This window comes from Mesorhizobium sp. GW821-FHT07A06 (genome assembly GCF_059419085.1).
Window position 1 is genome coordinate 1 of sequence record NZ_JBWKRC010000008.1, and the last position, 18,116, is coordinate 18,116.

At 62.7% G+C, this 18,116-nt stretch carries 17 protein-coding genes, 1 tRNA gene and 1 pseudogene; 12 read left to right on the forward strand and 7 right to left on the reverse strand.

Features of this window, described 5'->3' with window-relative positions; translation table 11 throughout:
* Positions 1–78: 78 nt before the first annotated feature.
* On the reverse strand, positions 79–1,245 hold the full coding sequence (locus tag AC07SZ_RS23520; RefSeq protein ID WP_172374904.1) for a pyridoxal phosphate-dependent aminotransferase: 1,167 nt from the start codon (positions 1,243–1,245) through the stop codon (positions 79–81).
* Positions 1,246–1,355: 110 nt separating this feature from the next.
* Positions 1,356–1,778 carry a large conductance mechanosensitive channel protein MscL gene (gene mscL, locus AC07SZ_RS23525; RefSeq protein ID WP_056570493.1) on the reverse strand — a complete coding sequence of 141 codons (423 nt, stop codon included), beginning with the start codon at positions 1,776–1,778 and terminating at the stop codon, positions 1,356–1,358.
* A gap of 250 nt (positions 1,779–2,028) precedes the next feature.
* Here mscL and AC07SZ_RS23530 point away from each other — a divergent pair, with 250 nt between their 5' ends.
* A complete protein-coding gene (locus tag AC07SZ_RS23530) occupies positions 2,029–5,511 on the forward strand; it encodes a PAS domain-containing hybrid sensor histidine kinase/response regulator (protein WP_056570248.1) in 3,483 nt (1,160 codons plus the stop codon).
* Between the two features lie 97 nt (positions 5,512–5,608).
* Positions 5,609–5,785, forward strand: a pseudogene (locus AC07SZ_RS23535) (DAK2 domain-containing protein); the annotation flags it as partial.
* A gap of 39 nt (positions 5,786–5,824) precedes the next feature.
* Here AC07SZ_RS23535 and AC07SZ_RS23540 read toward each other — a convergent pair.
* Positions 5,825–6,484: a response regulator transcription factor gene (locus AC07SZ_RS23540; protein WP_056570246.1), complete on the reverse strand. Its 660-nt coding sequence runs from the start codon at positions 6,482–6,484 to the stop codon at positions 5,825–5,827.
* Between the two features lie 123 nt (positions 6,485–6,607).
* Positions 6,608–7,042, reverse strand: coding sequence for a hypothetical protein (locus AC07SZ_RS23545; RefSeq protein ID WP_494916097.1), 435 nt, complete (start codon positions 7,040–7,042; stop codon positions 6,608–6,610).
* 107 nt (positions 7,043–7,149) lie between these two features.
* On the opposite strand from AC07SZ_RS23545, the gene AC07SZ_RS23550 reads away from it, so the two are divergent.
* Both AC07SZ_RS23550 and AC07SZ_RS23555 read left to right on the forward strand, forming a co-directional pair.
* A complete protein-coding gene (locus AC07SZ_RS23550; protein WP_056570244.1) occupies positions 7,150–7,500 on the forward strand; it encodes a DUF952 domain-containing protein in 351 nt (116 codons plus the stop codon).
* Positions 7,497–8,576 carry a quinone-dependent dihydroorotate dehydrogenase gene (locus AC07SZ_RS23555; protein ID WP_494916099.1) on the forward strand — a complete coding sequence of 360 codons (1,080 nt, stop codon included), beginning with the start codon at positions 7,497–7,499 and terminating at the stop codon, positions 8,574–8,576. Before AC07SZ_RS23550 ends, AC07SZ_RS23555 begins: the two co-directional genes overlap by 4 nt.
* On the opposite strand, the gene AC07SZ_RS23560 is transcribed toward AC07SZ_RS23555, so the two are convergent.
* The gene (locus AC07SZ_RS23560; protein WP_172374910.1) at positions 8,569–9,909 is read right to left on the reverse strand and encodes an MATE family efflux transporter; all 1,341 of its coding nucleotides are present in this window, start codon (positions 9,907–9,909) and stop codon (positions 8,569–8,571) included. The two genes, AC07SZ_RS23555 and AC07SZ_RS23560, sit on opposite strands and share 8 nt — an antisense overlap.
* A gap of 132 nt (positions 9,910–10,041) precedes the next feature.
* Between AC07SZ_RS23560 and AC07SZ_RS23565 the strand changes: the two genes are divergently transcribed.
* A complete protein-coding gene (locus tag AC07SZ_RS23565) occupies positions 10,042–10,944 on the forward strand; it encodes a histone deacetylase family protein (protein WP_494916101.1) in 903 nt (300 codons plus the stop codon).
* Positions 10,945–11,009: 65 nt separating this feature from the next.
* On the opposite strand, the gene AC07SZ_RS23570 is transcribed toward AC07SZ_RS23565, so the two are convergent.
* Entirely contained in the window at positions 11,010–11,273 is a 264-nt protein-coding gene (locus AC07SZ_RS23570) for a DUF6460 domain-containing protein (protein ID WP_027047739.1), read from the reverse strand.
* Between the two features lie 221 nt (positions 11,274–11,494).
* Here AC07SZ_RS23570 and AC07SZ_RS23575 point away from each other — a divergent pair, with 221 nt between their 5' ends.
* The 6 genes from AC07SZ_RS23575 (at position 11,495) to AC07SZ_RS23600 (ending at position 17,125) form a co-directional block, all read left to right on the forward strand.
* Positions 11,495–12,583: a glycosyltransferase family 2 protein gene (locus tag AC07SZ_RS23575; RefSeq protein WP_494916103.1), complete on the forward strand. Its 1,089-nt coding sequence runs from the start codon at positions 11,495–11,497 to the stop codon at positions 12,581–12,583.
* Positions 12,561–13,007, forward strand: a complete 447-nt coding sequence (locus tag AC07SZ_RS23580; RefSeq protein ID WP_494916104.1) for a GtrA family protein — start codon at positions 12,561–12,563, stop codon at positions 13,005–13,007. Before AC07SZ_RS23575 ends, AC07SZ_RS23580 begins: the two co-directional genes overlap by 23 nt.
* Before the next feature lie 49 nt (positions 13,008–13,056).
* Positions 13,057–14,547 (forward strand): hypothetical protein, encoded by a 1,491-nt coding sequence (locus AC07SZ_RS23585; RefSeq protein WP_056570236.1) that lies wholly within the window; start codon positions 13,057–13,059, stop codon positions 14,545–14,547.
* A gap of 202 nt (positions 14,548–14,749) precedes the next feature.
* Positions 14,750–16,636: an acyltransferase family protein gene (locus AC07SZ_RS23590; protein ID WP_056570234.1), complete on the forward strand. Its 1,887-nt coding sequence runs from the start codon at positions 14,750–14,752 to the stop codon at positions 16,634–16,636.
* Positions 16,637–16,733: 97 nt separating this feature from the next.
* A tRNA-Gly gene (locus tag AC07SZ_RS23595) sits at positions 16,734–16,807 on the forward strand.
* Between the two features lie 84 nt (positions 16,808–16,891).
* Positions 16,892–17,125 carry a hypothetical protein gene (locus AC07SZ_RS23600; RefSeq protein WP_056570088.1) on the forward strand — a complete coding sequence of 78 codons (234 nt, stop codon included), beginning with the start codon at positions 16,892–16,894 and terminating at the stop codon, positions 17,123–17,125.
* Between the two features lie 78 nt (positions 17,126–17,203).
* On the opposite strand, the gene AC07SZ_RS23605 is transcribed toward AC07SZ_RS23600, so the two are convergent.
* Entirely contained in the window at positions 17,204–17,686 is a 483-nt protein-coding gene (locus AC07SZ_RS23605; protein ID WP_494916107.1) for a Stf0 family sulfotransferase, read from the reverse strand.
* On the opposite strand from AC07SZ_RS23605, the gene AC07SZ_RS23610 reads away from it, so the two are divergent.
* Positions 17,645–17,878 (forward strand): hypothetical protein, encoded by a 234-nt coding sequence (locus AC07SZ_RS23610; protein WP_494916296.1) that lies wholly within the window; start codon positions 17,645–17,647, stop codon positions 17,876–17,878. The two genes, AC07SZ_RS23605 and AC07SZ_RS23610, sit on opposite strands and share 42 nt — an antisense overlap.
* Positions 17,879–18,116 lie beyond the last annotated feature (238 nt).

Consider the following 18,116-nt stretch of genomic DNA (forward strand, 5'->3'; position numbering starts at 1 on the left):
ATCATTCCGCTCCTGGTCCCCAAGTCGGGCGGCTGAAAATCGGGCGGCTGATCCCGGGCGGCTAAAGCCGCCTTCGGCTCAAACGCTCTTCATCCACTTCGCCAGCCGGTGCGCCGCTTCCTCGATCTGATCGAGGCGGCGGTGGAAGCACAGTCTGAGGAAGGCCTCGCCGCCGGGACCAAAGGCCGTGCCCGGCGCCAGGCCGACATTGGCCTTGTCGACGATCTCGAAAGCGGCCGCGCGCGAATCGGTGATGCCGTCGACGGCGAAGAACAGATAGAAAGCGCCCTGCGGCACGGTGAACCGGGCCCGGCCGGTGGCTCCGAGAATGCCGCAGACCAGGTCGCGTGCCTTCCTCGCCCGCTCCACCTGTTCGGCGACGAAGCCATCGCCCTCGTCGAGCGCGGCGATCGCACCGCGCTGCATGAATTGGGCAACACCCGAGTTCGAATACTGGATCAGGTTCTCGAACACCTGCTGCAGGCTCGGATGCGTCTTGATCCAACCGACACGCCAGCCGGTCATGGCCCAGTTCTTGGAAAAGGAGTTGACGAACAGGATGCGGTCCTCCGCCGTCGCGATGTCGAGGAAGGACGGCGCACGGCCATGGCCATAGTGGAACAGCGAATAGATCTCGTCGGCGATGATCCAGAGGTTCTTCGCCCGCGCAAGATCGAGAATCGCCTGCAAGGTCTCGCGATCGGCGGTCCAGCCGGTTGGGTTCGAGGGCGTGTTGATGAACAGCGCCCTGGTGCGCGGCGTGATCGCCGCCGCTATCTTCTCGACGTCGCAGGACCAGCCATTGCCGGAGTTGTCGAGCGTGACCGGCACCGGAACGGCTCCCGATATCGCCGCTGCGGCATCGAAATTCGGCCAGGCCGGCGACAGATAGATAACCTCGTCGCCGGCTCCGGCCAGCGCGTCGAGCGCCAGCTGGATGGCATGCATGCCGGAGCCGGTGACGATGAACTGCTCCTCGGGGAACGTCCTGGCGAAATGCCTGGCATAATAGCGGGCGAGCGCCTGCCTGAGGTCAGGAATACCTTTCTGCCAGGTGTAGAAGGTCTCACCATTGGACAATCCCCGAGCAGCGGCGTCGGAAATGAAGGCCGGCGTCGGCAGGTCGCCCTCACCCGCCCAAAGCGGGATCAACCCCTCGCGCAGGCGGCCGTAGTTGACGACGGCAACAATGCCGCTTTCAGGTGCCGCGCGGGCTTCGGCGCGCAAGCTGTCGATCAAGGTCATGGCGGGTCTGTTCCGGTCTCAAGCGTTGGTCAGCGCTCCTTACCAGATGCGAAAACAGAAAACCCCGGCCGCGAGCGACCGGGGTTTTGGTCCAGCAATGGCAGGCCGAGTTATTTCCTGGCGAGCAGATCGCGGATCTCGGTCAGCAGGGCGACATCGGCGGGGGGCGGCGCGGCGGCTGGCGCGGGCTTCTCGGCCTCAAGCCGACGGCGCAGATTGTTCACCGCCTTGACCATCAGGAAGATGATGAAGGCGAGGATGATGAAGTTCAGCACCACGGTGATGAAACTGCCATATGCAAAAACAGCACCTTGCTTTTTGGCGTCCGCAAGCGAGGTGGCGTTGACGGCCGAGGAAAGGCCGAAGAAATAGTTGTTGAAGTCCAGACCACCGAAAATCGCGCCGACGATCGGCATGATGATGTCGTTGACCAGCGAAGTGACGATCGTGCTGAAAGCGCCGCCGATGATGACACCGACGGCCAAGTCCATCACGTTACCCTTGGAAATGAATTCCTGGAATTCTTTCAGCATTTCGACCCTCCTTGTCATGACCGGTCGCGCTGCCGTTCCGTCCTTCGGCATCGACCGTGGGCACAATAACAAAAACCTGAAGTTGCAACATGGGTAAAAGGGAGAAAGCAACCGCTTTCTCCTTCCCTCACGTCAACCTCCGGAAGTCGCGCCCTTCATGCGCCCAAAGCCGCGATGGACTTGGGGCCCAAGCTGTGATTGCGTTCGGACAAGCCGGATAAAAAAGGCGGCGAAGGAGGAAATTCCAGGCGTGCAGGGCTTGTTCATCGTCATCATCGCGATCGCCTATGTGACGCTGCTGTTCGCCATCGCCAGCCTGGGCGATCGTCGCTCGGCCATTTCAGGGCCGGGCCGGGCAAGGCCGCTCATCTACGCGCTCAGCCTGGCGATCTACTGCACCTCGTGGACCTTTTTCGGCTCCGTCGGCCTCTCGTCCGAACGCGGCCTCGAATTCCTCGGCATCTACACCGGTCCGGTGCTGGTGTTCGTGTTCGGCTTTCCCCTGCTCAACCGCATCGTACGGCTGGCCAAGACCGAGAAGATCACTTCGATCGCGGACTTCCTCGGCGCGCGCTACGGCAAGAGCTTCACCGTCGCGGCGATCGCCACGCTGATCGCCACCATCGGCGCGGTACCCTATATCGCGCTTCAATTGAAGGCGATTTCCGGCTCGGTCAGCCTGATGGTCGAGCACTATACGGGATCGCCACCCTCCTTCGATCCGTTCGTCAGCGACATCTCGCTGGTCGTGGCGATGCTTCTGGCGCTGTTTGCCGTGCTGTTCGGCACCCGCCACGCCGACGCCACCGAACATCAGGACGGGCTGGTGCTGGCGGTGGCGGTCGAAACCGTGGTCAAGCTCGCCGCCTTCCTGGCGATCGGCCTGATGGTCACCTTCCTGATCTTCGGCGGCCCGGGCGACATGTTCGCCAAGCTGGCGCAAAACGGGCAGGTGCGGCAGGCGATGGGCTACAACACCTCGCTTGCCACCTGGCTGGTGCTGACGGGCCTCAGCGGCTGTGCCATCATCATGCTGCCGCGGCAATTCTACGTCACCATCGTCGAGAACCGCGGCGAGGCCGAGCTGCGCACAGCGACCTGGGTGTTTCCGCTCTATCTCGTGGCGATCAACCTATTCGTGCTGCCGATCGCGTTTGCCGGCCTGTCGCTGGTCGGCACCGGCACCAGCAGCGATCTCTACGTGCTGTCGCTGCCGCTGTTCAGCGGCCACGACCTGCTGGCCATGGCGGCCTTCATCGGTGGGTTGTCCGCGGCAACGGCCATGGTGATCGTCGAAAGCGTGGCGCTGTCGATCATGATCTCCAATGACCTCGTCATTCCGCTGTTCGTGCGCCGCCTGCTCAAGACCTCGACCTTGGAGACCGAAGACTGGTCGACGCTCATCCTCAACGTGCGGCGCGGAGCGATCTTCATCCTTCTGTTCATCGCCTTCCTCTACTATCGCGAGAGCACCAACAGCGCGCGGCTGTCGTCGATCGGCCTGATGTCGTTCGCGGCCATCGCGCAATTCGCGCCGGCGCTGATCGGCGGGCTGATCTGGCGCGGCGCCAACGGCAGGGGTGCCGCGCTCGGCATGGTCGCCGGCATCCTTGTCTGGAGCTATACGCTGCTCTTGCCCTCGCTTGTCGCTCCCGACACCGACATCGTCGTGCATGGGCTGTTCGGCTTCGAGGCACTGCGCCCGCAAGCCCTGTTCGGTACGGTGGCCGAGCCGCTGAACCACGGCGTGCTGTGGAGCCTGTCGATCAACGCGGTGTTCTTCGTGCTCGGCTCGCTGTCGCGCGCGTCGGTGCCGCTGGAGCGCATCCAGGCATCGATCTTCGTGCCGCGCGACGCCGGCCCGATGCCGAGCCTGCGCCGCTTCCGCACCGCCATCACCGTCAATGACCTCAAGGACACGATCGGCCGCTATCTCGGCGTCGAGCGCACCGAGCGCTCTTTCCAGTCGTTCGAGAGGACCAACGGCACCTCGCTGCACGGCAAGGAGCAGGCGAGCATGGACGTCATCCGCTTCTCCGAGCAGCTTTTGGCCAGCGCCGTCGGCTCCTCCTCGGCGCGGCTGATCCTGTCGCTGCTGTTCAGGCGGCATGACCGCGAGTCCCGGGATGCTTTCCGCCTGCTCGACGACGCCACCGAGGCGCTGCAGCACAACCGCGACCTGCTGCAGATCGCGCTCGACCAGATGGAGCAAGGCATCACTGTCTTCGACAAGGACTTTCGCCTGATCTGCTGGAACCGCCAGTACCGGGCGCTGTTCGATCTGCCTGACGAAATGGGCCAGGTCGGCGTCTCGCTCGACCAGATCTTGCGCCACCTCGCCGAGCGAGGCGACATCCCCGCCGACCAGCGCGTGATGACGCTCAACCGTCTGACCAGTTTCGTCAGCCCCTGGCAGATGGAGCTGAAGACCAGCGGCCGCATTCTCGAACTGCGCTCCAACCCGATGCCGGACGGCGGTATCGTCGCCACCTATGCCGACATTTCCGGCCGCGTCGAGCAGGATCTGGCGCTGAAGCGCGCCAATGAATCGCTGGAGCAGCGCGTCAAGACCCGCACCATCGAGCTGACCCGGGTCAACGAGGAACTGGCGCAGGCGCAAATGCTGGCAGAGGAGGCCAATCTGGGCAAGACGCGCTTCCTCGCCGCCGCCGGCCATGACATCCTGCAGCCGTTGAACGCTGCCCGGCTCTATTGCTCCTCGCTGATCGAGAAAGCCGGCAAGGGTCCGGCCGGCAAGGCTGCGGTCAACATCGAATCCTCGCTGGAATCGGTCGAGACGATTCTCGGCGCCGTGCTCGACATCTCCCGCCTCGATGCCGGCGCGATGAAGCCGGACGATACCGCCTTCAACCTCGACGGATTGCTGCGACAGATCGGCAATGATTTTCGACCGATGGCTGCGGAGAAAAAGCTCGGCCTGACGATCATGCCGTCTTCGCTGACGGTGGTGACCGACCGCAATCTGTTGCGCCGCCTGATCCAGAACCTTGTCTCCAATGCCATCAAATATACGCGCCAGGGCCGCATCCTGGTCGGCGTGCGGCGACGCGGCGAACTGGCGGAGATCCAGGTGATCGACACCGGTATCGGCATTGCCGGCGACAAGCTGAACACGGTCTTCCATGAGTTCACCCGGCTGGACGAAGGCGCGCGCGAGGCCGAAGGCCTCGGTCTCGGCCTCTCCATCGTCGACCGCATCGCCCGGGTGCTGCGCCTGGAAATCCGTATTTTCTCCAATCCGGGCAAGGGCACGCGTTTCTCGGTCATACTGCCGGTGGCGGCTGTGGCGGCGCCGCGGCGCGAGATCGAGAAAGCACCAGCCCATGCCGCTTCCTCGCTTGCTGGGCTGACAGTACTTTGCATCGACAATGACGCGCGCATCCTCGACGGCATGCGTCTTCTGCTCGAAGGCTGGGGGTGCACCGTCGACACCGCTTCCGGATCAGGAGAGCTCCCGCGGCCTGGCGCGCGCAGGCCCGACATCGTGCTTGCCGACTATCATCTCGACGGCGTCACCGGGCTCGACGTGATCAGGACCCTGCGCGCGACCTGCGGCCAGGATCTTGCGTGTATACTGGTGACCGCCGACCGTTCCAACGAGGTGCGCGCGGCGGCCAGCGAACTCGACGTTCCGATGATCAACAAGCCGCTGAAACCGGCGGTGCTGCGCTCGATGATGGCCAGGGTCAGGCCGATGGCGTCGGCCGAGTAAGATCAGGTCTTACTCATACGCACCGCCTGGTAAGCACTATGCCAGGGCCTTCGAGATATCGTTCGCGGTCTGGATTGCCAGCGGAGCAAGACCTTTCGCCGCGGCAGGCGGGGCCGACGCCACCGCCTCGATGTCGCCGCGTCTTGGCAGGGCGAGCTATCTCGGCGAGCGGGCAGTCGGAGCGCCGGACGGCAGCGCCGCGGCCGTTGCGATCTGGGCGCGCGATCGCACAGGCGATAGCCAAGCAAGGGTGACAGACAAGGCTGAACAATAACCTGGAGCGCATCGCCTGAATCCGTTGCCACGCCGTCACTCAGTGCGCCGGCTGCAACGGATCGCTGCCGATCTTGGACAGCAAGATAACCGCCTGGGTGCGGCTGTCGACGCCGAGCTTCTGCAGGATGGCAGAGACATGCGCCTTGACCGTCGCCTCGGAGACGCCGAGTTCGTAGGCGATCTGCTTGTTGAGCAGGCCCTCGGCCAGCATGCCGAGCACGCGGGTCTGCTGCGGGGTCAGCGCCTGCAATCTTTTGATCAGGTCCGATATTTCGGGGTCGCGCTCGACGCCGAGATCGACGCCAACCGGAGCCGCTATGTCGCCGGCCAGCACCGACTGCACGGCGTTGCGGATCTCTTCCATGCTCGCCGATTTGGAGATGAACCCGGAGGCGCCAAGATCGAGCGCACGCCTTATGGTCGCCGGATCGTCATGCGCAGAGACAACGATCAGCGGCACCGCCGGATGGATACCGCGCAGCGAGATCAGGCCGGAAAGGCCGCTGGCGCCCGGCATCGACAGGTCGAGCAGCACAAGGTCGACATCCTCATTGGCCACGACCAGCGCCTTGGCACTTTCGAAATCGCCGGCCTCGTGGATGGCGGCGACATTGCCGATGCCGGCAAGTGCCTCACGCAGCGCGCCGCGAAACAGCGGGTGATCGTCGGCGATGACGAAAGAATAGCCTGACGGCAAATGTTCCTCCCCGAATCCCGTCGATGATTTTTAGCTTTTCGGGACCAGTCGGACGATTATGAGGGGCCGCGCGCTGTTTTCAAGCGGCAAAGCCGGCACGTCCCATTTTCCTGGTTTGGATGCTCAGGTTTTCTGCGAGTTGAGCTGGGCGCCGTCGCCGCTGTCCTTGTCCATATCCTTGACGATGCCCATGAAGCCTTTCAGGAAGCGCTCCATGTAGCTCATCGTCTTGTTGAAATCCTCCTCGCTCGGGAGCTTCGATTCGAGACGGGCGGAGAGCGAATTCTCCAGCTTGGTGACGCGCTCATCCATTGCCTTCATCGAGGTCTGCAGGCGGTCGACCTCATCCTGGAAGGCGGCGCGTTCATCGGCCGCCATCTTGCAGACGAGCTGGCCCGAGCGCTCCTCGCAGAGCGACATCGCGCCGGTCTGGGTGTCCATGCGGACATAGCCGTTGCCGGATTTTTCCAGCCGGTAGCGATCGGTTTCTTCCGAATAGGCTGATACCGCGATCAGTGAACCGAGTGCGGCGGGGATCAAAATGTGATGCAGACGCATGTTGTCCTCCATGGCCAAGGCCTGAAATATCGCATGTTTGCGCCGGAAATGGGGAAGACCCTTGGCGTGGCCTTCCCCGCACGACTGGTTCGGATTATAGCGCAACCATGTCTCAGTTTATCTACAAGATAACCCCGCAAGCGCTTTGGCGCGAGGCCGAAGCCAATGGCCGCTTTACCGGGGCGCCGATCGATCTCACCGACGGCTTCATCCATTTCTCGACGGCGGCGCAGGTCCGGGAAACGGCGGCAAAGCATTTTTCCGGCCAGTCGGACCTTCTGCTCGTCGCCATCGACGGCGCCGGCCTGGGGCCTGCCCTGAAATATGAGGTGTCGCGCGGCGGTGCGCTGTTTCCGCATCTTTACGGCGTGTTGGAGCTGAAAGCCGTCAAGTGGGTGCGACCGCTGCCGCTTGGTCCCGACGGTACCCACCTCTTCCCGGCGCTGGAGGCCGAATGAGCGTGCTCGACCGGCTCGGCCAGAGGCTGCTGTTCACCTTCGATCCGGAAACCGCGCACGGCCTGTCGATCGCGGCGCTGCGCTGCGGGCTGCCGGTCGGCGCGCGGACGGCGCACGATACCAGGTTGAAGGTCAGCCTTTGCGGCCTCGATTTCCCCAACCCGCTCGGCATGGCGGCCGGCTATGACAAGAACGCCGAGGTGCCTGACGCGCTGCTTGGCCTCGGCTTCGGCTTTGCCGAGGTCGGCACGGTCACGCCGCTGCCGCAGGCCGGCAACCCGAAGCCGCGCATCTTCCGGCTGACGGCGGATGAAGCGGTGATCAACCGGCTGGGCTTCAACAATGAGGGCCATGCGGCGGCCGAAAGACACCTTGCCGCCCGCAAGGGGCATTCCGGCATTGTCGGCGTCAACATCGGCGCCAACAAGGACAGCACCGACCGCATCAGTGACTATGAGCGCGGCGTCGTCCGCTTCGCCCCCTATGCCAGCTATCTGACGGTCAACATCTCCTCGCCCAACACCCCGGGCCTGCGCAACATGCAGGCGCGCGAACAGCTCGGCGAGCTTCTGTCGCGGGTCATGGCCGCACGCGCCATGGCGTCCGCGCAGCCGCCGGTCTTCCTGAAGATCGCGCCGGATCTGGTCGAGGCCGAGTTGGAAGACATCGCCGCCGAGGTCACCGAGAAGAAAATCGACGGCGTCATCGTCTCCAACACCACGATTTCGCGGCCGCCGCTGCGCAGCATCGGCACGACAAGCGAAACAGGCGGACTTTCCGGCAAGCCGCTGTTCGAACGCTCGACCATCGTAATGGCCAGGATGCGCAAACTGCTCGGGTCGGATATCGCCATCATCGGCGTCGGCGGCGTCGATAGCACGGATGCGGCGCTGGAAAAGATCCGCGCGGGCGCCGATCTCGTCCAGCTCTACACCAGCATGATCTATGCAGGGCCGGCACTGCCGGGCCGTATCGTCGCCGGCATGGCGCGCTTTTGCGAGACGGAGAGCCTGAACTCCATCCGCGCGTTGCGCGACAGCCATCTCGATCGGTGGGCGTCAAAGCCGCTCAGCTGAACGCCGTCCGCAGCCGCAGCCGCAGAATCGCCAGCAGGCTGAAGCCACGCGTCAGCAGGAAGACGTGAAGTGCCGCCCACAGGCCATGATTGCCGAAGGCAGGCGCGAGCGTCAGCAGCGCGACGGTAAAGACGAGAAATGACAGCAGCATCATGTTGCGCATGTCGCGCGACCATGTCGCGCCGATGAAGACGCCATCCATCTGGAACGCCAGAACGCCGCTCAGCGCGGTGAATGCCGCCCAGGGCAAATAGATGTCGGCTACCGAGCGGACCTCCTGCGATGTCGTGACGACGGCGACCAGATTGGCACCAGCCGAGAGCAGCACCAGCGTCGCGGCGCCGGCAAGCCCGAAACCCCAGAACAAGGTCAGACGCACCGCCCGCCGGAAGGGCTGCTCTGCACGTGCGCCGACGGCACGGCCCGCGAGCTGTTCGGCGGCGGTGGCAAAACCGTCGAGGAAATAACCGGCGACGAGGAAGAAGTTCATCAAGACCGCGTTGGCGGCCAGCGTCACCGTGCCGAACTGCGCACCTTGACGCGTGAACAGCGCGAAGGCGGCGAGCAGCGAGAACGACCGGATCATGATGTCGCGGTTGAGCGACAGCATGATCCGGAAGGCGCTCATGTCGAGCAGACGATGGCGCGGCAGGGACGGGGTCGAGCGGAAGCGGAGCACCACGATGGCGAGACCCAGCAGCATGGCCAGGAATTCGCCGGTGACGGTCGCCCAGGCGACGCCGGCAACGCCCCAGCCGAGCTTCAGGCCAAGCAGGAAGCAAAGCGCGATGTTGATGCCATTGAGCACCAGCTGCAGCACAAGGCCGAGCCCCCCCTCGCCGCGCCCCAGCACATAACCAAGGATCGCATAGTTGATCAGCGAGAAGGGTGCGGCAAGCAACCTGATCCTGATGTAGACGCCCATCGCCTCGCTGACGCGCGGCTCGGCGCCCATGAACCACTGCCCACCGACCGCGATCAGCGGTGAAAGCGCTGCCAGCACGATGCCGGCGACGACCGCGATCAGCACGGCGCGCCAAAACACCGCCTGTTCCTCCAGCGCGTCGCCGCGCCCGAAAGCCTGGGCGACGAGACCGGTGGTGCCGGAGCGCAGGAAATTGAAGGTGGTGAAGACGACACTGAACACCAGAGATCCCGCGGCCAGGCCGCCGAGAAGGGCCGCGTCGCCGAACTGCCCGACAACCGCCGTGTCGACCAGGCCGAGCATTGGCGTGGTCAGATAGGCCAGCGTCATCGGCACCGCTATGGCGAGCACGGAACGGTTGGTGACGACAAAAGGTCTGGCGTCGGCTGGGATTGCACCCTTGTCCAAGGGATTGCTGCCTTGCTGATTGATGCTTGATCGAGGAGCCGATGTGCCCCATTTTCCGACCACCGCGCAATCATTCTTCCCGCGATGGCCAACCGAAATCCCGGTCTGGCGCGAGCCCGCCGGATTCCGTTCATGCCCCTGCAGATCGTCCACCATCCTGACTACGACGCCGGCTTCGCTGCCAACCATCGCTTCCCGATGAGCAAGTATCCGCTCCTGATGGAGGCCTTGCGGGCACGCGGCCTGGCCGGACCCGACGCGCTCAACACAGCGGCCCCCGCACCAGCGTCATGGCTGAAGCTTGCCCATGCGGCCGACTATGTCGATCAGGTCATCGGCTGTTCGGTGCCGGAAAAAATCGAGCGTGAGATCGGTTTTCCGGTCGGCCCCCGCGTTTCGCTCCGCGCACGGCTTGCCACCGGCGGCACGGTGTTGGCTGCGCGACTTGCCTTGCGCCACGGCATTGCCTGCAACACCGCCGGCGGCAGCCATCATGCGCGGCGCGCGCAAGGTGCCGGCTTCTGCACCTTCAACGACGTCGCCGTCGCCTCGCTGGTGCTGCTCACAGAGGGTGCGGCACAAAACATCCTGGTCGTCGACCTCGATGTGCATCAGGGCGACGGCACCGCGGATATTCTGGGCAACGAGCCACGCGTGTTCACCTTTTCCATGCATGGCGAGCGCAACTACCCCGTGCGCAAGATCGCTTCCGATCTCGACATTGCACTGCCCGACGGCACGGGCGATACCGCCTATCTCGAAAGGCTGGGCACGATCCTGCCGGAGCTCTCGGCCCAACTGCGCTGGGACATCGTTTTCTACAATGCCGGTGTCGACGTCCATGTCGAGGACCGGCTCGGCAGGCTGGCGCTTTCCAACGACGGCCTGCGCGCTCGCGACGAGATGGTCATCGGCCATTTTCGCGCGCAAGGCATTCCGGTCTGCGGCGTCATCGGCGGCGGCTATTCCACGGACGTGCCGGCACTTGCCGCACGGCATGCCCTGCTGTTCGAGGTCGCCTCGGGTTACGCCTAGCCGTCTGTCTTAATGCAATTCCGAACGGAAAACCGTTTCACACTGTTCCTGGAATTGCTCCAGAGTCACTTCCGATAGTTGGCGATCCTTAGCAGGATGAAGGCCGGCACGACGATCGCGGCACCGAGCAGGATGTAGCCGAGGAAGCGGTCGATGGCATGGAAGCCCAGGTTCCAGAGGTCAATGAAGAATTTCTGGATGCCGTAGAACACATCCATCGGCGACCAGCCGAAGGCATTCATGACAAGGCCGACGAGGAACGACACCACCAGCAGCTTCAGGATCACCCTGAGCGGCGAGTCGCCGAGAAAACGCGTCAGTGCGGACAAGGCCGTCTCCCGATTGAGATGCCCAGACTCACGGGCACCGCCCAGAGATACGTGCTTGCCGGTAATCCATCAAGCCGGCGGGCTCTGTCCGCGGAATCCGATTGACCGCTGCTGGATGCTGCTGGATATTGGCCGCCGAGTTAACCTGCATATCCACCTTACTTATCTGTTTTCTAACCAATTGCCGCTATTGCCATTACAAGAGCGGGAGCCAGGCTTTGGTGGGAACGGGAAAAATCGGCGCGCGCCGCGCGGTCATGCTGTCGGTTGTCGTGCCATGCTATAACGAACGCGATGGCGTGGCCGAGCTTCACCGACGCGTCAGCGCCGCATGCCTTGAGCAAAACGCTTCCTACGAGATCGTGCTCGTCATCGACGGCGCGACCGACGGCACCCGCGAAGCCATTTTCGAACTGGCCGAAAAGGACGACCATGTCGTCGCCATCGACCTTGCCCGCAATTACGGCCATCAGATCGCGCTCAGCGCCGGGCTGGAATTCTGTCGCGGCGAGCGCATTCTCATTCTCGACGCCGACCTTCAGGATCCGCCCGAACTGCTCAGCGCGATGATGGCCAAGATGGATGAAGGCTTCGACGTCGTCTACGGCCAAAGGGTGAAGCGCGACGGCGAAAGCTGGTTCAAGCGGGCTTCGGCCTCGATGTTCTACCGATTGCTCGGCCGGATGGTCGATGTCGAGATCGCTTCGGACTCCGGAGACTTCCGGCTGATGAGCCGCCGTGCGCTCGATCATCTGAACGCGATGCCCGAACGCTACAGGTTCATTCGCGGCATGGTGAGTTGGATCGGCCTGAACCAGGTCGCCTTTCCATACGAGCGGCACCGGCGTTTTGCCGGCACCACCCACTACCCGCTGAAGAAGATGGTACTTCTTGCGGTCGACGCGATGACCAGCTTTTCGATCCTGCCTTTGCGGTTTGCCTCGCTGCTGGGAATGATGTTCGGCCTGCTCGGCATGGTCGTGCTTGGCTATACGCTGTTCGAATGGTCCAGGGGTAACGTGGTTCCCGGCTGGACGAGCCTTGCCGCGATCACGCTGATCATGGGCAGCGTCCAGCTTCTGGTGCTTGGCATCTTCGGCGAATATCTCGGCCGCATGTACATGGAGACAAAGCGGCGGCCGCTGTACTTCGTCAATGAGGTCGTTTCGCGCGACCAGCCGACCAAGGATAGCGACCTGCCCATCCATCGCCTGCAGGAGATGGCGAAAGGGTCGCGCCTGGCTGAGGCGAAGGTCGACAGGATGCAACCGAAACGGCGTGGGCGGCATGCGGTCGGCTCTTCCATCTGATGTCTCGCGGGTGCTGCGCTTTGGAGCTGTCGGGCTTCTCAACACGGCGCTTGGATATACGCTGATCCTGGCCGGGCTGGCGCTGGGCCTTGGCGATATCGTTTCCAATGCGGCAGGTTATACCGCTGGCCTCACCCTTGGTTTCTTTCTCAATCGCCGCTGGACGTTCGGACGTGCAGGCTGCCCCGGCGCGGTTGCCCGATACGCGATGACCTTCGTCGTTGCCTATGGCGCCAATCTGGGCATCGTCATTGCCGCCATGTCAGCCGGCTTCATCGAGAACCCGTTCGTCCACCTGGCGAGAAACTGCCTCTATTCGGTCATCTTCTATCTCGGCTCGGCCCGGTTCGTCTTCGCCGGCGGCGCGGATGATCCTGACGCCTTCGCCGCAACGAATACGAGATGGCCCGGAGCCGTGACATGAACCAGGCCGCAGCAGTAGTGACGGCGACGCCGTCACCCGGAGCCGCAACATGAGCCAGGCCGCCGCAATCGCCATGGCAACGCCTTCGCTGGGCGACGCGCAACGCATCAGGCTGATATTCTGCCTTCTGTGCGCCTGCATGGTTGCTTGTGTGCTTAGCGCCATTGCCAGCGCGATCCTGCAGGATCCCGACAATTGGTGGCAGGTGAAAGTTGGCCTGGACTTCCTGGAACACCGGACGTTTCCGCTTGTGGACCCTTATTCCCATACGTTCGGCGGCCAGCCCTGGATCGCCAAGGAGTGGCTGGGGCAGGTCTTTCTGGCACTTGCCTACCGCGCGGGCGGCTGGAATGGCGTCGTCGCACTGATCATCGCCACCGTCGGTCTGACGGTCTTCCTGATGGGATGGTTCCTCAGCACATGGCTGAAGCCCATACTGGCGATAGGGCTTACCTTCGTGGTGGCTTTCCTGATCGCCCCGATCTATACGGCACGCCCCCACGTCTTCACCTTGCCGATCATCGTCGTCTGGACGGCAATGCTGTTTCGCGCCGCGCGGGAAGAGAGGGCTCCGCCCCTGTGGCTGCTCATACTCGTCGTCTTGTGGGCCAACCTGCACGCCACCTTCACCCTGAGCTTCGTCATCGCCGCCTTTGCCGGGCTTGGTCTGCTGACGCGCTCGGGCTTGTCGAAACCCGTTCTCCTGGCGAAATGGGTGGCTTTCGGCCTACTCTGCCCAGTCGTGAGCCTGATGCACCCCTATGGCGTGAAAGCCATCCTGGCGACATTCACCGTGGCCTATGGCAACGAGGCGGTGCCACTCATCCTGGAGTGGCGGCCGTTCAATGCCCAGGAGCAGATCTTCGAGGAAGCGGTGATGCTGCTGGCGCTTTTCGGGCTTCTGGTGTCCAGGCTGCGGATCGGCTGGGCCAAGGCGTTGTTCGTCATCTTCACCTTGCATGTCTATCTCACCCATCTGCGATTTGTATATCTGCCCTTCCTGCTGATTCCCTTGGTGATCGCCGTCGAGGTCGCACAGCAATACCCTTCGCTCTCAACCACGACCTGGCTGATGGAAAAGCGTGACGGGCTGGAAAAATTCTTCGCCAGCCGGTTCTACGCGGTCTGCGGCGCCATGGCCGTCTTTCTGGTCGCGGCGGCCGCAATCCTCGGCAGTGCCTACCAGGTGACACCGAGCCCGAAGACATCCGCCAGTGGTGCCCTCGCATTCGCCGGGGATCACCACCTGTCGGGCAACGTGCTGAATTCCTATAATTTCGGCGGCACACTGATCTTTCATGGCATCAAGACTTACATCGACGGCAGGACGGACCAATTGTTCCTGAGCGGTTTCACGAAAACCGACGACGCAACGGGACGCAGCGACGGAAAACCGCTGCTCGAGGCCCAACTGAAGAAATACGCCATTGGCTGGGCGCTGCTTACAGCCGACGACACCCGCATCCCCTTCTTCGCGGAGTTGGGGTGGAAGCGGGCATATGCGGACGATTATGCGGTGATCTACCTGCCCGGCACCTGATTTGCAGCGTCCCGAGGGGCCGGTGCAGCCGGCGCCCAAACCCCGGCATCCGGCTTGACATGGATATTGCAGTGCAGCAAACTTATGTTGCAGGGCACAGTCCATAAAACCATGGGCCACGTTTTCTTGTACGACGGGGACATCGCAGCATGAGGAGCATGTCAGGTTCCGCCGCACGAACCACGGCGTACGGACCGGCCGAATGAACTACAGGCGCGATATCGATGGCCTGCGGGCCGTTGCGGTGCTTCCCGTCGTGCTCTTCCATTTCGGCGTCTCCGCCATTCCCGGCGGCTTCACCGGCGTCGACATCTTCTTCGTGATATCGGGCTATCTGATCAGCGGCAGCCTGCTCGACGATCTCGAGCGCGGCCAGTTCTCGATCGGCCGCTTCTACTGGCGCCGCGCACGACGCATCCTGCCGGCACTGACCTTCGTCATCGTGCTCGCAAGCATTGCCGCCTGGTTCATCCTTCTGCCGTCCGACCTTCACGAGTACAGCCTCAGTGTGATCGCGGCCTCGACCTTCTGGTCGAACATCTATTTCTGGAAGACGACCAACTATTTCTCCATTGACGCGGAACTGCGGCCCCTGCTGCACACATGGTCGCTTTCGGTCGAGGAGCAGTATTATATCTTCGCGCCGGTCCTTGTGTATCTGATCTACCGATACGCCGCGAAGCGCTGGCTGACGATATTGCTGCCGATTGCCATCGGCAGTTTCGCCCTGGCGGTGATGGCAACCACGCTGGCGCCGACCGCCGGCTTCTACTTGCTGCCGACGCGTATCTGGGAACTGGCGCTGGGCGCCATGCTGATGCTGAGAAAGCCGCCGGCACTTGCCAGCCGCCCGGTGACGGAACTGATCGGCCTCGCCGGTTTTGGCCTGCTCACATTCGGCTTCCTGACGATTTCGGAGAGCGACCCGTTTCCGGGCTACAACGCCCTGTATCCCTGTATCGGGACGGCGCTGCTGATCTATGCGGGCCAGATGCACCCGGACAGACCCGTCCCTGTCGCCACCCGCGTGCTTCAGCTCGCTCCGCTGGTCTGGGTCGGCCTCATCTCCTATTCGCTCTATCTCGTTCACTGGCCGATCAATTCGTTCGTCCACTATCTCTCGCTGAAAGCCATCGGCGTGCCGACGATCCTCGCAATGATCGTGGCGAGCGTCGCCCTGGCGACGTTCTCCTGGAAATATGTCGAGCAGCCGTTCCGCCGGAAAAGCACCTTCACGGCGCCGCTGCCCATCTTCGCCTTTTCGGCGACAGCGATCGCCCTTTTGTGCGTCGGCGGCTTGGCCGGTGCGCTCGGCAAGGGGTTTCCGCAACGGTTCCCGGACTTCTCGACGGAGCGGGTGCTGGTGGGTGACTGGCGCAATGGCGTCTGCTTCAACGAGGGCGCGAGCCGGATCGAGAACTGGAACCTAGCCGACTGCACCCGAACGCATGGCTTTCCAGTCAATGTGCTGTTGTGGGGCGATTCCTTCGCCGCTCACTACGTATCGGGGCTGGAGGCCAACGCGCAGAAAATCCAGGCCAATGTCATCCAGTACACCTATGCCGGCTGCCCGCCAAACCTGAGCTACTTCTCCTATGCCCGGCCGGCCTGCACGCGCTTCAACGAACGGGCACTGTCGATCATCCGCGATGCCAACATCCAGGCCGTGATCCTGAGTGGACGATGGACCGACTACCAGGCCAGGGGCTTCGACGGCCTGCAGAAGACCATCGACCGGCTCAACGGGATGGGCGTCAAGGTCTATGTCATCGGGCAATCTCCGGAGTTCATCGCCGACGTGCAGAAAATCGCCTTCTTCGCCCGGCGAGAGCACCTGGCGAACACATCCTGGCCGATGGCCATGAATCCGGACATCAACAAGCAGGTGCTGCCTTTCGTCAAAGGGGCAACTTTCATCGACCCGCTGGCCTATCTGTGCGACGCGGCCGGCTGCTCCTACGCAGACGCCGGCACCAGGCAATTTCTCTACTTCGACTACGGTCATTTCTCTTCGGCAGGCGCGATACTCGCCATCTCGAAATACTGGCCGAGCTTTGCCGCCGGCGACAAGGTCGCGAAGGCAAAATAAAAACCCAGGCCCGCGCCGAGGGAACTTCTGGAGAGTGCGTTTCGAGAGCCGCTTTGCGATTGCCCGAAGGCCGAACCTCATGGTAACGAGGGCACGCGCGGGTATGATGTAATGGTAGCCTGTCAGCTTCCCAAGCTGAACGCGCGGGTTCGATTCCCGCTACCCGCTCCAAGCTTTCGGCGCACCATCCAGACAACAGGCGGATAAGGCGACACTTTTTAGAGCCGCCGCCCAATCAAACAAAGGACGACACCTGTGAGCGAACCGACCGTGGCCGAGGCGACTGAAACTATCTATGCGTCGCTGCGGGCGGACAATGCCGACATCGACGCACATATCGCGACGCTTAAGGCAGCCCTGACACGAGAGGGTATAAAAGAGGCTGTGTTCGATCCGACCAAGTTGGCGCAGAACAACCGCTCGGGCCGCAAACTGATGCAGGCTTATTTTCGGCAGCGCGGGGTGAGCGTGAGGTTTTCGGACCAGTAGGCCGCGCGGACGATCTCAAACGCGCCTTGGGGTGCTCGGCCCGGTCCGGCGGTTCGGTACGGGATTGGTCAGGCCCATCTAAGCCTGGCCGATGCGCATCTGCTTCTTGAGCAGGAATCGGGCAAGGTTGTTGATATTTCGCGGCGCCACCTTCTTGGGGAGATGGGCCAGCAGGCCCTTGGACTTGGCGTCGCTCTGGAACCGCTCGGCCCACTCTTCGGTGCAGCTGTCCCGCTGCAACCGCAGATTTGTCCTGAACTCGCAGTTCGGCACTTCAATCGACAACTGCCGGGCCACCGACGCGACGTAGGGACGAGGGTCGTCCAGCAGATCTTCATAAAACAAATGGTCGTAAGGCAGGTCGGCCATGCGCAGATAAGCCTCCCAGAAAGCATAGCTCTGCCCGATCATGAAATAGGCCTGGCAGATTCCGGCGAAGTCGTATTGCGGAACCCGATCCGCGCCGCCCATCGTGCTTCTCCAGCGACCCGACGCCTTCGCCCGGCAATAGGAGATCGCTTGGCGAAGGCGGTCCCGCCGCTCCAGAAAGACCACACCCATGGCATGGCGCCGGATGCATTCGGCAAGGAAGTCGGCTTCATATTTCGCTTGCGACCAGTGAAGGTGGCGTGGAAACAGCTTGACGGCAAACCGGCCATTTTCGGTCCCGCCACGATCAATGACGGCGGACAGGAGTTCGTCGAAGGATTTCGGCCTGACGCCCAACGTGTCCGAATCGAGCCATTCGGCTGACCGGCCCAATATTCCCGTGCTGTTTGCCAGACTGCCGAGCCATTCGGAGCCGCTGCGGGCTTCGGTCACTATCGCCACGCCCTTCATGCGTGCGGATTGCCTCTGGCCTGTGGACCTGTGATCAAAATTGCGGAATACGATTCTTTTCGATGGCCGTCTGGCATGGTCACAATTCCCGATAAACAGCGCCCCAACGGGTAACGGCTGATTTGGTTCCACCGATTCTTAGATTAAGCTA

Bases quoted from the DNA above. Each gene is read 5' to 3' on its own strand.
- AC07SZ_RS23520 (WP_172374904.1), bottom strand. From the start codon at position 1,245: ATGACCTTGATCGACAGCTTGCGCGCCGAAGCCCGCGCGGCACCTGAA.
- mscL (WP_056570493.1), bottom strand. From the start codon at position 1,778: ATGCTGAAAGAATTCCAGGAATTCATTTCCAAGGGTAACGTGATGGAC.
- AC07SZ_RS23545 (WP_494916097.1), bottom strand. From the start codon at position 7,042: ATGCGTCTGCATCACATTTTGATCCCCGCCGCACTCGGTTCACTGATC.
- AC07SZ_RS23550 (WP_056570244.1), top strand. From the start codon at position 7,150: ATGTCTCAGTTTATCTACAAGATAACCCCGCAAGCGCTTTGGCGCGAG.
- AC07SZ_RS23555 (WP_494916099.1), top strand. From the start codon at position 7,497: ATGAGCGTGCTCGACCGGCTCGGCCAGAGGCTGCTGTTCACCTTCGAT.
- AC07SZ_RS23565 (WP_494916101.1), top strand. From the start codon at position 10,042: ATGCCCCTGCAGATCGTCCACCATCCTGACTACGACGCCGGCTTCGCT.
- AC07SZ_RS23580 (WP_494916104.1), top strand. From the start codon at position 12,561: ATGCGGTCGGCTCTTCCATCTGATGTCTCGCGGGTGCTGCGCTTTGGA.
- AC07SZ_RS23585 (WP_056570236.1), top strand. From the start codon at position 13,057: ATGAGCCAGGCCGCCGCAATCGCCATGGCAACGCCTTCGCTGGGCGAC.
- AC07SZ_RS23590 (WP_056570234.1), top strand. From the start codon at position 14,750: ATGAACTACAGGCGCGATATCGATGGCCTGCGGGCCGTTGCGGTGCTT.
- AC07SZ_RS23605 (WP_494916107.1), bottom strand. From the start codon at position 17,686: ATGGGTGTGGTCTTTCTGGAGCGGCGGGACCGCCTTCGCCAAGCGATC.